We start from the raw sequence: 13,096 nt of genomic DNA, 5'->3' as shown, positions 1-13,096 counted from the left end.
CGAGCCGCCGTTGGACGGTGCCACCCAGTTGATCCGAATCCCGTTGCCCTCATGGGTGGCTGTGACGTCCAGAGGCTTGCCGGGAACCGTCGCCGCTCCGGGGACGTAGGCGGGGGCTACGAAGGCCGCGCCGCGCGGGTTGAGCCCTTCCATCCCGGCCGGCCGAGGGCCCTGAGCGCTTCACGGGCGTAGCTGGCACTGCCCTTGGCGTTCGGGTGCAGCTTGTCGGGGCCGGACATGCTGACGGAGTCCCAGTCTGCCGGGCCTGCGTTGCAGGTGAGGATGGCGTTCGGGAACTCGGCCACCTCTGAGTCAAGGGCAGGGCCGAAGACTGTGGTCAGTTTCGTATTGCCCGTGGGGACGTCGGTGACGAAGGGGCCTGACAGGAATCCCTGGACCGGTCCCTCGCGGGCGATGAGGATGACGGGCGGGTTCGGGTTGGGCACTAGGGTGTGTTGCTAAAGCTGGCTTTTAGCCAGACGAGTGATGCGGCGAGCTGAACGGCGGCCAGGTAGTTGCGTGCGGTCTTGTCGGATCTCATGGCGAGTCCCCGCCAGTTTTTGAGCCGGTTGAATCCCCGCTCGACGACGTTGCGGCCCTTGTAGGCCTCGCTGTCGAACGCTGGCGGGCGCCCGCCAGCGGAGCCTTTTCTCTTCCGGTTTGCTTCCTGGTCAGACTTCTCCGGGATGGTGGCCTTGATGCCGCGGTCAGCGAGCCAGATGCGGTTGGCCCTGGAGGTGTAGCCCTTATCTGCCAGGACGCGATCCGGTCGGGTGCGCGGCCTTCCCCTTCCCTTGCGTGGAACTCTGATCTGTTCCAGGGTGGCGGCCATCATGGTCGTGTCGTTGATGTTGCCGGCTGTAAGGACGGCTGAGAGCATCCGCCCTTTGCCGTCGGTGGCCATATGAAGCTTGGAAGTCAGCCCGCCGCGGGAGCGTCCGATCGCGTGGTCAGGCGGTTCGTTGCCGAGTTTCATGTAATTCGACGGCTCCCCCTGTGTGGCGGGGAAGGGTCGCACCATGCTGGTGGACGCGCACGATCGTGGAATCGATTGACGCGACCCAGTCCAGATCGCCAAGGGTCTCGGCGCGGGTCTGGACATGTTCGAGTACTTTCGTCCAGGTGCCGTCCTTGGCCCAGCGGTCAAAGTTCTTGAACACTGTGTTCCAGTTCCCGAAGCGCTCCGGAAGGTCCCGCCAAGGTGCCCCGGTCCGGAACTTCCATGCCGTCCCCTCCACGACGAGGCGACGGTCCGCGACCGGGCGCCCGTTGCCCTTCCATGCGGGAAACAGCGGCCCGATCTCGGCCCACACCTCGTCAGATACCAGAAAGCGATTGCCCATCACACCAGCCAACCGCAACCGAACACCATATGGGTTTAGCAACACACCCTAGGACGGCGTCGAAGGTGAAGCCACTGCCGGCGGTCAGGGTGAGCCGCACTGAGTGGTCGCAGGTCTACCGTGCGGATGACGTTCTGCATGCCGGAGGCGGTGACTGTGACGGTGCCTTCGGTGGCGCTGGTCCCGAAGGCAGTGCGGATGCTGACGCTGTCGCCGTTGAACCCGACGTAGTCGCCAATGGTGGTGGTGCGGCGGGCCTTGCCCCCTACATAGGTGCCGATGACGGAGGCCCACGAGTCGCTTATTGAATCCGACGTTGCTGGATGTCTCGCTGAGCGAGGCCCCGGCGCTGAGGTAGGCGAGGATGGTCCGCATGTTGTCCTGCGTGAGTGACGGCCAGGCCGTTGAACTGCACGTCGTTCATGAGCAGCATGAGCGCCACGAGGCCACGAGGCCACGAGTGCCGGGCGTCCAAGATGAGAGCACGCGGGCCGCGATGACTGCCGAGGTGGAGCCGTTCTGGGCGTTGTTCACCTGCGGCAGGGTGCGAAGCCAGGACTGCATACGGTCCACCCACCGCGAGCCCACCACCTCGCCGTCGCCAGCCACAAAGCTGTGCCCGAACGTGTAAAACGGCACCGATTCCAGCTCCGGAATGTAGGGAAGGAACGTGGCATTTTGTACCTCTCTACGCGCGTGACCGGAAGGCGCAGGTAGACGGCCAGGAGTTCCGGTCGGTATGCGGCCGTACGTCATCAGCCTGTTCGCTTTTGGCACACGTGTTTGCTGCCATTCGGCGATGAAACAGATGTGTGGCCCCGCGTGGCGCTGCTCCTGACTACTAGCCAGCCAGATCCGAGTGCTCTGAGCAATTGACCTTAGCCACCAGTCCGCTGCCCTCTTGGCTGTAAGACGTGACGTGGATGGTCGTCGTGTTGCACTCACCGCAGAAGTGCCGCTGTTGTTTGGTTCCCATGGCCCAGATCATACGCAACCGGACATTTCGACTGAGTTACTTTGACGCAAAGAGCATGAGTCAAAGCGGCTGCGCCTAGGTCTTAGCAGAGGGCAGGACATCGCGCTCACTCCGTCCGCCAGGCGCTCGGCACCGAGGGGCTCTGGGGTGGCATCCTACGGCAGGTCTTGTGGGTGGGGCCGCGGATATGCCGGACCGGTAGACAGTTCCCTGATAATCCCCAGCTTGATGGGTAGAATCGAGGCCTGAACAACGCAAGTGCTCCCCGGAATTACGGAGAAGAAATGTCACGATGGCTCGAAGTCGGCGCGGACAACTATGTGCTGGTGACCGAAGGGTCGAAGCTCAATACAGGCCTGATCGTGGGAACCGAACGGGCCATGGTGGTCGATACCGGCTGCGGCCCGCGGCAGGGTCGGGAAATCCTGAACGCCGTGCGTGAAATAACGCCTCTCCCTCTGGTGGTTGCGAACACGCACGCGCACTACGACCACTTCTTCGGCAACGCTGTGTTCGCGGAACACGGCGCCACCGAGTTCTGGGCTCACGAGAACTGCGCCGAGGAGATCGGCGAAAACGGCGACGCGCAGCGCGCCGCCGTTGCTGATCTCGAGCCGGAGATGGCCGCCGGCGAAGGCGACAACGTGGAACTCGTCGTGCCCAACGCGATCGTCCGGGACCAGCCCGTCCTGGTGGACCTCGGCGCCCAGACTGTGACCCTGTTTTACCTCGGCCGAGGGCACACCGACGGCGACCTCCTTGTGGGCACCTCCACCACCCTGTACGCGGGCGACCTCGTGGAGCAGGGCTCCCACCCGTCCTTCGAGGACTCCTACCCGGAAGAATGGGCAGACGCGCTCCGGCACCTGTCCGCGCTCCGACACCGCTACGAGTTCCTGGTGCCCGGGCACGGCGAGCCGTGCAGCGACCGGTTCGTGAAGACCATGGCTGACACCATGACCACCGCGGTGCGCCAGGCCCGGCAGTCCATCCGTGACACCCCTACCGACGCCACCAAGGCGATCCCCGTCCTGCCCTACGGGCCGGAACAGTCGCGCTGGTTCATCAAGCGCCTCCAAGAGACGCGTCCGCAGCACTAGATCCAAGTAGTCCGGGTCCGTAGCCGCCTGAAAAAACAGGTAGTGACTACTCTGGGGGCGGCATACAGCCCACCCTAGGTTTGGGTCATGAAGACGGGTATCAGCGCAGCCATCCGACGCTTTATCGAGCAGCACATCGTCGCCGACGATCCCAACCCCGAGCGGTCCTGGCTCGACCGGCAGGACATGCCGCGCCAGCAGCTGGCGTCACCTGTGGCGGTGGCCGGCCTCCCCGTGGCTTCGCTCCCGCCGCTGCCGCAGCGATTCGGCCACGGCCGCGACCGGCGAATCTTTGGCCGTGTCCTGGGACACCGCCGCATACCGGCGAACCAACACGACGGCGGACCGTCAGCGGGGAGCGGGCTGCTCTGACCATGGCCTCCGGGCGTCACAAACCGCATGACTTGATTTTCCTGTAACACTGCGCATGTACCATCACCGCCATGGGGAACTATTCAGGCGGGCAACTAACTAGGGAATCGCGGCGGGAGTCCCGCCGTCGTCAGCTTCGGATCTGGGCATACGTGGGACTGGGGGCGCTGGCAGTGGCCACGGCTGTCGTGGTGGTGATGGCGCTCAGGCGCTAGCAGCGCTACGAGTGCGAGCCGGCTCTGTTGCGGATCGCGAAAGACTAGCGGAATTTGTTGAAAGCGGCCACTGCTGGGTAGGGTCTGTGTAGATCTGACTTGGGGGATCCTACTACCAGCTACTGTCGCCGCGGCCAGGGCAAGAGTGCCCCTGCGCGTCGAGAGTGTTACCGCTTTCCGGAGGTTCTTCCGTGGCTCTCACCGACTTTGTCCTCGCCTTATCCGGCCTGCTCGGCAGCCTGCTGCTTCCGTTTGCGGGGCTCTACTGGATGCTCCGGCTCAAGCGCCGCCCAGTGGCACCCGTTGCCGCCGCCGCATCAGGACCGGTGAAGTAGCATGCCGTACGTCGACATCAACCCGCACCGCAACCGGCCCAAATGGTGGAGCTACGTTGTACTGGGCATCCTCCTCGTGGCCACCGTCGCCGTGGTGGCGGCGGCCCTGATGCGCGGCTGAAATCGGTCATCGGGCCCCCAACGCCTAGAATTGCTGTTTGAACCAAACCAATCGACAAGAGCAGCGGGACATTGCTGCGAGTCCTGGGGGAACGAACATGCCCAAACCAGCGGATAACCAACTGGCCGATGCCGGCACCGACGCGGAGCAGCCCGAGCTCCGCCGCCGCCGCTCCCGCCGTCGCGATGGCGACGCTTCCGACGACTGGACAGGAATGTTTCCCGCCGTGACACCCGACACCAGTTCCGTCCCCGTGCTCCCGGTCCGAAGCTCCTCGTGGGCAGAGGCCGCAGCCGTCGCGGACGCCGTCTCCGACGCGCCGCCGGCTCCGGCCCGTAGGCCGGCGGGAGCACCGCCGTCGTACGCTCCGGAACCTGCGCCCGAACCTGAAGCGCCGATGGCGGACCTCACGGCACTGCCGACGTCGTTTGTCCGCGAACAGAAGCCGCGGCCCAAAGGCGGCTTCCGCGGCTTCCTGTACCGGGCGACCGGCGGAGCCTGGAACCTGGGCCCCAGCGCGCAGGAGCGCGCGGAGGACGAGCTGGCCCGGCGCATCTCCCGCCAGCTGCAGGGCAGCTTCAACACTGCCGTGCTGAGCCTCAAGGGCGGCATCGGCAAGACCTCCACGACTGTGGGCGTGGGCCTCACCCTCGCCGAGTTCCGCGGCGACCCGCCGTGCGCCATCGACGCCAACCCGGACTCCGGTGACCTCGTGGAACGCGCCCTGGGCGAGGGCATCTACCAGCAGGCCACGCCGCGGACCATCACCGACCTGCTCAAGAACATCGACTCGATCGACTCGCTGACCGGTCTGTCCCGCTACATGCACCATTCTGGCCGCCTGCACCTCATCGCCGGCGAGCAGGACCCCGAGGTCTCCGACTCGCTGACGGCCGAGGAATACCTGCGGATCCGCAAGGTCATCTCCGCCTACTACTCCGTGGCCCTGACGGACTGCGGCACCGGCGTGACGCACAACGCGATGAGCGGGATCCTGCAGTCGGCGGACAACCTGATCATTGCCGCTGGCTACGCGGTGAGCGGCGCCAAACGCGCCCGCAGCACCCTGCAGTGGCTGGCCAGCCACGGGTACGAGGACCTGGCCCGCAACGCGATCGTGGTGATCACGGACAAGGATGAGGTGTCCACGCGCGTGGACAAGGACGCGATCGAGGAGCACCTCGCCGGGATGTGCCGGCAGCTGATCGCCGTGCCGCACGACAGGGGAGTGGCGGACGGCGACCTGGTCACCCTCGACGTGCTGAAGCCGGAGACACGGCGGGCGTACAAGGAGATTGCAGCTGCGATTGTGGACGGGTACCGGTAACGGTTTCTGGACGGAAGTTTGGCCGGTTGCTAATCTTCGCCTGCTGTGCCGCGGTCAGACCATGCCGCTGGCTACAAATCGCCCCCAACCTCTCTGAGGGTAAGGGCATTTAACCGGTCTTTCGGGCCGTGTCCTAATCGTGAGCATTTCACCCGGCGATCCTCCGCCAATGCCACGCTTGGACGCGTAGCTTCAGTGCACCACTAGATGGAAGGTGCACGGCTATGACTATCACTGAATACATCTCAGGCGTTGCCATTATGTTCGGATCCCTGGTCGCCGCCTTGGGTCTTTCTGCCGCGATCGTCCGCGCCAGGTCCCGCCACTAAGGGTGTGCCACCCTGCCAGTTGCAAATGGACGGTGGCACCTTTGGTAAAGAAGACCTCCGGTCTTACCTAGCCCGCACCGGTAGGAATTAACGGTGCATATGTGGCTAACGGTGGGCTAGCCTCTTGCCATGACTGACGACGAATTCAAGAGGCTCTTAGACCACGTGGATGCGCTGTACCGTGAAGTCGTTGCGCTGCGGGAAGGCGCCAAGCGTGGCGGCCACCCGGGCAAAGAAGAGGAGCTCGTCATAGCTGAACTGCGGCTGGATAACGCGTGGCGTGAGATGTACGAGTTCATGGACCTTCCCCTTTCCCGCGAGAGTGGAACAGGCGCCGGCACCGAGTGACTGTGCGGCGGTAGGAACCGCGCGAGATAAATGCGGCTCTGACCCCGTTGACCGGTGCCGCGGCGACGCCGGTGAATTCTTGATGAAACCTTGACGGATTCCGGCATGCAGTCCTGAGCCAGCAGCGGCATTGTTCTTGTAACAGACCCGGGGGGAGAGCCGAAGTCTTGCGGCTTCGAAGTCCGGTGATCTTCCTCGGCTCCAGCCACTGTGAGGGGACACGCCGTGAGCATCGCGATTCCACAAGTTTTCCGGCAGCTGCGCGGGGTAGCCGGTGGCTGAACCGAAAGTTGCGCCGCCCGCCGGGGACTCCTTCACGCCGAAGGCCGCAGGAAGTTCGCGGCCGCGCCCGCAGTTCAGCATGGATACCGGCGGTCAACGCGGCAGTCGCCGCCCCTCCGAGGCCGCCGAGAGACATGGCGGGCCCGGGTTAGGTGCAGCCGGCGGCGTCGCCAGCCTGCTGCTGATGGTCCTGGTCTTTGCCGCCCTTGCCCTGGTCATCGTGCCCCAGGCCACTGGGTACCGGACGTACACCGTGGCAACGAACTCCATGGCGCCGAAGTACCCGGCGGGAACCTTTCTGGCAGTGAAACCGGTGGCGTTCAGCGAACTGAAATCCGGCGACATTGTCACGTTCCAGCCCAATCCGGAACGGCCGCAGGTCGAGACACAGCGGGTCGTCGGGTTCGGCATCACACAGTCCGGCGAAAAGACCCTGATCACCAAGGGCGACAACAACGGCGTCACCTCCCCGGCGCCCGTCCACGCAACCCAGATCAGGGGAAGGCTTTTCTACGAGGTGCCTTTTGTCGGCTCCGTCGCCGACGCACTTGGGAACGCGGACCGCGGCCTCTGGACGTCGGTTGCTGCTGCCGGCCTGATCGGCTTCGGTGCGCTGTTCACCGTCCGGGCTCTCCGCCGCCGTCGCCGGGCCGGAGGCTGACCACCCGACTCCCGGCCCGCCGTCGTCGTCCATCTTTTTGAAACGCTCACAGCCCGCTCACAGCAGCACAACAGGCGCACAATAGTCCCGCGTTCAAATATTGGGTCATAGCCTCCGAGCAGTCGGAGCGGAACCCAAGGAGCACGATAATGAACGCCAGTGCAGGCACGGAGAGCCAGACGGCCGGGACCCCGAATACCGGCCGGAAGGCTGGGAAACGGGTTGGGCCGGTGGTCTTTGTCACGAGTCTGGCGGCCGCGGGTCTCCTGGGCGGGGGCGCCGCAGCCGGGGCGGCAACCCTGTGGGGCACGCCGACGCAGACGACCTCTAGCGCGCAGACTGCCCAGTACACCCCGGTGATCGTCAACAACACCTCCAGCGTCAACGCGGTAACGGCCGCCGCCCTGAAGGCCTCGCCCAGCGTGGTGACCATCAGCGCGAGCTCCGACAGTTCCGGCGGCACCGGCTCCGGCATCATTCTGGACGCGGACGGCCACATCCTGACCAACACGCACGTGGTCACCCTGGACGGGCAGGCCGAGGCGGCAGCCATCGAAGTCCGCACCAGCGACGGAAAAGTCTATGCGGCGACCGTCGTCGGAACGGATCCGCTCTCGGACCTGGCCATCATCAAAATCACCGCCCCCGGCCTGGTCCCGGCGACCCTGGGCGACTCCAGCGCCGTCAAGGTTGGGGACACCGCCATAGCCATCGGCGCGCCACTTGGACTCAGCGGGACCGTCACGGACGGCATCGTCTCGGCCGCGGACCGGACCATTGAGACGGCGTCATCGGCCGTCACCAGCTCCGATTCCTCCAGCGCGGCGCAGGGGTCCATCAGCATCAACGTCATCCAGACGGACGCGGCCATCAACCCCGGAAATTCCGGCGGTGCGCTGACCAACACCCAGGGAGAGATCATCGGCGTCAACGTTGCCATCGCCTCGGCCGGTTCATCCTCCTCCGCCCAGTCCGGCAACATCGGCGTCGGTTTCTCCATCCCGATCAACGTGGCCAAGCGCGTTGCACAGGAGATCATCGCCACGGGCGCGGCGACGCACGGCCAGCTGGGCCTGTCGGTCCGGGACAAGGCGTCCGGAACGTCATCCGAGTTCACCACCGGGGCCGAAGTGGCCGCCGTGACGCCGGGGTCTGCGGCAGCTACGGCGGGGCTGAAAGCCGGGGACGTGGTCACGGAACTGGCCGGCCACACCGTGACTGACGCATCCGAGCTGACGGCGGCTGCCCGGGAACAGGCAGCCGGGACCACCGTGAAGATCACCTTCCAGCGGGACGGACAGGATCAGGCAGCCGACATCACGCTCGGTGCGGCCACGGCGGGCTGACGCAGCAGGGACTAGTTAGTCGACGCCGGCCCGCTGCGTGAGGCGGCGGAAGTCCCTGGACAGGTACAGGGCGATGGCAGCGGAGTTGGCGCTGTGGACGGTGACGGCAACGGTCCTGTGTCCCAACGTGTGCAGGACATTCATGGCAGAGCGCAGGAGGTCCTCGGCGAGGCCCTGCCTGCGGTGGTCAGGATGGGTGAAAAGCTCGGCGATGTAGGCCGTTCCCGGGTTGGCGCTGCCGACATTGCGGTCCGTGACAAGGATGGCCGCGGTGATCTGGCCGACCGCGTTGACGATGGCGAGGGAGGCCTGGGGGATGGGGGTCCCGTGCGTCCCGGCGAAGATCCGGCCGATCCTGCCGGCTGCCTTTTCGGCGTCCAGACGGTCCGCTTCGGGATGATAGGACCGGAGATACAGGTCCGTCAGTTCCGTCAGGTCTGCGTGTTCCACGGGACGGGGGATGCTTGCGCCGGACTTGTGTTCCTGCGGGCCGATGAGAGCCGCCAGGGAGATGAGAGGGGCCATGGTTGATCTGCCTTCCGCCTGTGGGGGAATGACTCTTGCGCTAAGTGTGCGGCATTCCGGACTCCGGGGGAAGACCCGGGCGAGGTGCTTGTCCCTATGCTTTGGGTGAAGCGGTCTCGACTGACTGATCGGCCTGCGCTGCATCACAAAAAGTCGCGCCCACCGGTTAGACTCTGTTTGGACGCGGCCGGGGGCCGCGCCTCGTTTCTGCGTCCCAGCCATCAGCGGTCAGGGCGCCGCACAGGATGGTCTCAATGTCTCAGACGCGCCGCATTTGCTTGTCATCTTTCCTGACCTCGGCCGGCGTTGCCGCCTTGGTCGCGGGCGCACTGATCGCGCCGCCGGCCTCGGCCGCAGACGATCCGGCAGTGCCGCCCGCGGCGCCGCGCCGGGCATCGTCCACCGCCCCGGCGCCCACGGACCAGTTCATCGTGAAATTCAAGGACCCCGCCGCAGGTGTCCCCGCGGAGCGGGCCAGGGCCTACGGCCGCGCCGCGGCCAAGCTGGGCGCCGCCGTCAAGGACGTCCGTGCCACCTCGAGCGGAGCCCGCGTGCTGCGGACCGACAAGACGCTGGGCGCCGACGACGCGGCGAAGCTCCTGGCCTCGCTGCGGGCCGATCCCGCCGTGGCCTATGCCGAACCTGACGCCCTGCTGCAGGCCAAGGCTGCCGACCCGAACGATACATACTTCCAATTCCAGTGGAACCTGTCCGAGCAGCCGGGCGGCATGCGGGTCACCCGGGCCTGGGACGTCACCCGGGGCAGCGGCCAGGTGGTGGCGGTGGTGGACACCGGCATCACCAGCCACATTGACCTGAACGCCAATGTGCTGCCGGGCTACGACATGATCGCGGATCCCGACAATTCCCGCGACGGCGACGGGCGCGACCCCAGTCCCGCGGACGAAGGCGACTGGACCGACATCGGTCAGTGCGCTCCGGGCACGCCCGTAATGGATTCGTCCTGGCACGGCACTCACGTGGCGGGCATCATCGCCGCCGTCGCCGGCAACTCAGAAGGCATCGCCGGGATTGCACCGCAGGCCAAGATCCTGCCGGTGCGGGTTCTGGGCCCCTGCGGCGGACGCACCTCTGACATTGCGGACGCGATCGTCTGGGCATCCGGTGCCCCCGTGGCGGGCGTGCCGGACAATGCCAATCCGGCGCGGGTCATCAACCTCAGCCTCGGCGGCACGTCACCACAGTGCTCGCCGGCCTTCCAGGACGCCATCAACACCGCCACCGGCAGGGGAGCGGTGGTGGTGACGGCCGCCGGCAACGAAAGCCAACCAGCCGCGTCCTCCAGCCCCGGCAACTGCCAGAACGTCATCAACGTTGCCGCCAGTGGCCCCAGCGGTGCGCTTGCGCCCTACTCGAACTTCGGGTCTGCCGTCGATGTCACAGCACCGGGCGGCGACATGACACCCCTCCCCGGCGGCAGCGCCGACAGCGGCGTTCCGGGCGGCATCCTGTCCACCCTGAACGACGGCCCCACCACGGCGGGGCCGGAGGCCTACTACTTCGCCCAGGGCACGTCCGCGGCGGCTCCGCACGTTTCCGCCGCAGCCGCACTGCTCATGGCCCAGATGGGCCCGGGCGCCACGCCCGCCGCCGTCGAGGCACGCCTGAAGAGCGCAGCCCGGCCCGTGCCCGGAGGCTGCCCGCCAGGATGCGGGGCCGGCCTGGCGGATGCCGCGGCCGCGGTGCTGCACATCACCATGGTTGTTGCCTCCGGTGACCTGAGCGGCGACGGCAAGGCCGATGTCCTGGCCCGCGACAACGGCGGAGTGCTGTGGCTGTACCAGGGCAACGGCCGCGGCGGCTGGCTCGGACGGGTGAAGGCGGGGTCCGGCTGGAACGGCATGACATCGATCGTGGGCCCCGGGGACATGAACGGCGACGGCCGGAACGACGTGCTGGCCACTGACGGGTCCGGCGCCCTGTGGCTCTACCCGGGCAACGGCCGCGGCGGCTGGCTGGGGCGGATCCAGGCGGGCAACGGCTGGAACGCCATGACCGCGATTGCCGGCCCCGGCGACATGGACGGCGACGGCCGGAACGACGTGCTGGCCCGCGATACCTCCGGTGTGCTGTGGCTCTACCCGGGCAACGGCCGGGGCGGCTGGCTGGCCCGCGTGAAGGCGGGATCCGGCTGGAACGCGATGACCGCCGTCGTGGGTCCCGGCGACATGAACGGCGACCGGAAAAACGATGTCCTGGCCCGCGATACCTCCGGTGTGCTGTGGCTCTACCCGGGCAACGGCCGCGGCGGCTGGCTGGCACGCGTGCAGGCCGGCATCGGCTGGAACACCATGACCACCATCACCGGCCGCGGCGACTTCAACGGCGACGCCAGGAACGACGTCCTCGCCGTGGACACCGCCGGCGCGCTCTGGCTCTACAAGGGCAGCGGCACCGGCGGCTGGCTCGGCCGCGTCCAGGCGGGATCGGGCTGGAATTAGGCGCGCAGCGGCCGTCCGCGTTTTCGGAGCTCGAGCCGCGGCCTGTTGGGGACGGCGGTGCGTTTGGTGATGGGTGCGCGCTGGGGTGGCCATGGGGAAAATGCGGCATTGGGACTTGCCGGTTTCCAAGGATTCTTAAACCCCTGAAACTGGGGCCGGTTCAAGAAATCCCAACCTTTTTACAAGTTGTTCAGTCGAACATGGGCCGAGGGGGAGTGCACGCAAGTTGCCAGGACCGTGGTGAGGCTAGTGACCAACCCTATACAGGCATGACGTTCAACTCCGGGGAGCAACGATGCTGGACTATGCATTTGCCTACACGGGCGGGCGTGGTAGAGGTCGCAGGACTTCCTGGCTTGGCGTAAGGCGGGGAGGTCGTCGCCCGGCTGGTCTTCGTCCACGCGGGTCGCGGAATCTGCGGCTCCATGGACTGCTGGCAGCGCTGCTGCTTGCGCTGGGTGTTCTGGTGGTGCCGGTTGCGGCGTCGGCTGCCGAGGGTGATGTTGGGGTTGAGGGTCCGTCGCATTCGGGGACGGGGACGCCGACGGGTACGAAGCGGGCGACGAGTGCGTTGTGGTTCAACGACGGCCTCTGGTGGGGGAACCTGTGGGACACTGCTAGCTCGGATTTTCATATCTTCCGGTTCAATGCCGCGACGAGCTCGTGGGTCGATACGGGTGTGGCGACGGACCCGCGCGCGAACACTCATCATGACGTGTTGTGGGACGGGACGACGTTGTATGTGGCGAGCTATCGGTTCGTCAACGACGGTCTGCCGGCTGAGCCGAACTACCCGACGACGATGCGGCGTTTCAGCTACGACTCGAGTAACAAGACGTACTCGCAGCAGAGTTCTACAAACATCAATAACTACCGCGTTGAGACCCTGACCATCGATAAGGACTCGACTGGTCGGGTGTGGGCCACGTGGCAGCAGGGGAAGCAGATCTACCTGAACGTCACTGACACGGATGGCACGACGTGGGGGACGCCGTTCCCGCATCCTGCGTCGTTGAGCAACGTGTCTGTGGACGACACGGCGGCTGTGATCGCGTTCGGACCCGGCAAGATCGGTGTGATGTGGAGCCGGCAGGTCGGTGACTCCACCGACGGCATGTACTGGAGCTATCACGTCGACGGAACGTCGAACACCGACTGGACCGCTCCTGTGGCGGCGCTGTCGGGGCAGCGCAGCAGTGATGACCATATGAACTTGAAGTGGCTGGACTCCTCGGGCGGTCGGGTTTTCGCCGCTGTTAAGACGTCGTTCACGTCGGCGTCTCAGCCGCTGATCCAGCTGTTGGCATTGAGTGGTACGACGTGGTCGGCGCACACGATCGCGACTGTGTCGGAG

Annotated in this window: 12 protein-coding genes and 2 pseudogenes; 10 read left to right on the top strand and 4 right to left on the bottom strand. The window is 66.1% G+C overall.

The features are described from left to right. Positions 1-116 precede the first annotated feature (116 nt). The 3 genes and pseudogenes from ASG92_RS23400 to ASG92_RS28720 all read right to left on the bottom strand — a co-directional run bounded on the left by ASG92_RS23400 (position 117) and on the right by ASG92_RS28720 (position 1,982). A complete protein-coding gene (locus ASG92_RS23400; RefSeq protein WP_056634185.1) occupies positions 117-446 on the bottom strand; it encodes a hypothetical protein in 330 nt (109 codons plus the stop codon). Then, positions 446-1,343, bottom strand: a pseudogene (locus ASG92_RS27795) (IS5 family transposase). The gene ASG92_RS23400 and the pseudogene ASG92_RS27795 overlap by 1 nt, the downstream one beginning before the upstream one ends. A 420-nt stretch (positions 1,344-1,763) precedes the next feature. After that, a complete protein-coding gene (locus ASG92_RS28720) occupies positions 1,764-1,982 on the bottom strand; it encodes a hypothetical protein (protein WP_157372453.1) in 219 nt (72 codons plus the stop codon). A 621-nt stretch (positions 1,983-2,603) separates the two neighbouring features. Between ASG92_RS28720 and ASG92_RS23380 the strand changes: the two genes are divergently transcribed. The 8 genes from ASG92_RS23380 (at position 2,604) to ASG92_RS23355 (ending at position 8,755) form a co-directional block, all read left to right on the top strand. After that, positions 2,604-3,419, top strand: coding sequence for an MBL fold metallo-hydrolase (locus ASG92_RS23380; protein ID WP_056634173.1), 816 nt, complete (start codon positions 2,604-2,606; stop codon positions 3,417-3,419). 87 nt (positions 3,420-3,506) lie between these two features. Beyond that, positions 3,507-3,791: a hypothetical protein gene (locus ASG92_RS23375; RefSeq protein ID WP_056634170.1), complete on the top strand. Its 285-nt coding sequence runs from the start codon at positions 3,507-3,509 to the stop codon at positions 3,789-3,791. A gap of 71 nt (positions 3,792-3,862) precedes the next feature. Continuing rightward, positions 3,863-4,006 (top strand): hypothetical protein, encoded by a 144-nt coding sequence (locus tag ASG92_RS28715; protein ID WP_157372451.1) that lies wholly within the window; start codon positions 3,863-3,865, stop codon positions 4,004-4,006. Between the two features lie 191 nt (positions 4,007-4,197). Next, positions 4,198-4,341 (top strand): hypothetical protein, encoded by a 144-nt coding sequence (locus tag ASG92_RS28710; RefSeq protein ID WP_157372450.1) that lies wholly within the window; start codon positions 4,198-4,200, stop codon positions 4,339-4,341. A gap of 218 nt (positions 4,342-4,559) precedes the next feature. After that, positions 4,560-5,789 carry a MinD/ParA family protein gene (locus ASG92_RS23370; RefSeq protein WP_056634167.1) on the top strand — a complete coding sequence of 410 codons (1,230 nt, stop codon included), beginning with the start codon at positions 4,560-4,562 and terminating at the stop codon, positions 5,787-5,789. A gap of 458 nt (positions 5,790-6,247) precedes the next feature. Next, entirely contained in the window at positions 6,248-6,466 is a 219-nt protein-coding gene (locus ASG92_RS23365) for a hypothetical protein (protein ID WP_056634164.1), read from the top strand. Positions 6,467-6,740: 274 nt separating this feature from the next. Next, entirely contained in the window at positions 6,741-7,409 is a 669-nt protein-coding gene (locus ASG92_RS23360) for a signal peptidase I (protein ID WP_240987271.1), read from the top strand. 149 nt (positions 7,410-7,558) lie between these two features. Next, positions 7,559-8,755 (top strand): trypsin-like peptidase domain-containing protein, encoded by a 1,197-nt coding sequence (locus ASG92_RS23355; protein WP_082579691.1) that lies wholly within the window; start codon positions 7,559-7,561, stop codon positions 8,753-8,755. A 15-nt stretch (positions 8,756-8,770) separates the two neighbouring features. Here the strand turns inward: ASG92_RS23355 and ASG92_RS23350 are convergent, their stop codons facing one another. Then, positions 8,771-9,280: a GNAT family N-acetyltransferase gene (locus ASG92_RS23350; RefSeq protein WP_056634160.1), complete on the bottom strand. Its 510-nt coding sequence runs from the start codon at positions 9,278-9,280 to the stop codon at positions 8,771-8,773. A gap of 254 nt (positions 9,281-9,534) precedes the next feature. Here ASG92_RS23350 and ASG92_RS23345 point away from each other — a divergent pair, with 254 nt between their 5' ends. Beyond that, positions 9,535-11,742 carry a S8 family serine peptidase gene (locus ASG92_RS23345; protein ID WP_082579689.1) on the top strand — a complete coding sequence of 736 codons (2,208 nt, stop codon included), beginning with the start codon at positions 9,535-9,537 and terminating at the stop codon, positions 11,740-11,742. Positions 11,743-12,037: 295 nt separating this feature from the next. Further along, positions 12,038-13,096 (top strand): annotated as a pseudogene (locus ASG92_RS29070) (hypothetical protein); the annotation flags it as partial.

Origin of the sequence: Arthrobacter sp. Soil736 (assembly GCF_001428005.1) — a bacterium.
Taxonomy (GTDB): domain Bacteria; phylum Actinomycetota; class Actinomycetes; order Actinomycetales; family Micrococcaceae; genus Arthrobacter.
The sequence above is the reverse complement of the archived record's forward strand: the minus strand, read 5'-3'. Positions and strand labels throughout refer to the sequence as shown.

What these genes read in the sequence shown, in the direction of transcription:
- ASG92_RS23375 (WP_056634170.1), top strand. Translation starts at nt 3,507, where the DNA reads ATGAAGACGGGTATCAGCGCAGCCATCCGACGCTTTATCGAGCAGCAC.
- ASG92_RS23345 (WP_082579689.1), top strand. Translation starts at nt 9,535, where the DNA reads ATGTCTCAGACGCGCCGCATTTGCTTGTCATCTTTCCTGACCTCGGCC.
- ASG92_RS28715 (WP_157372451.1), top strand. Translation starts at nt 3,863, where the DNA reads ATGGGGAACTATTCAGGCGGGCAACTAACTAGGGAATCGCGGCGGGAG.
- ASG92_RS23380 (WP_056634173.1), top strand. Translation starts at nt 2,604, where the DNA reads ATGTCACGATGGCTCGAAGTCGGCGCGGACAACTATGTGCTGGTGACC.
- ASG92_RS23365 (WP_056634164.1), top strand. Translation starts at nt 6,248, where the DNA reads ATGACTGACGACGAATTCAAGAGGCTCTTAGACCACGTGGATGCGCTG.
- ASG92_RS23350 (WP_056634160.1), bottom strand. Translation starts at nt 9,280, where the DNA reads ATGGCCCCTCTCATCTCCCTGGCGGCTCTCATCGGCCCGCAGGAACAC.
- ASG92_RS23355 (WP_082579691.1), top strand. Translation starts at nt 7,559, where the DNA reads ATGAACGCCAGTGCAGGCACGGAGAGCCAGACGGCCGGGACCCCGAAT.
- ASG92_RS23370 (WP_056634167.1), top strand. Translation starts at nt 4,560, where the DNA reads ATGCCCAAACCAGCGGATAACCAACTGGCCGATGCCGGCACCGACGCG.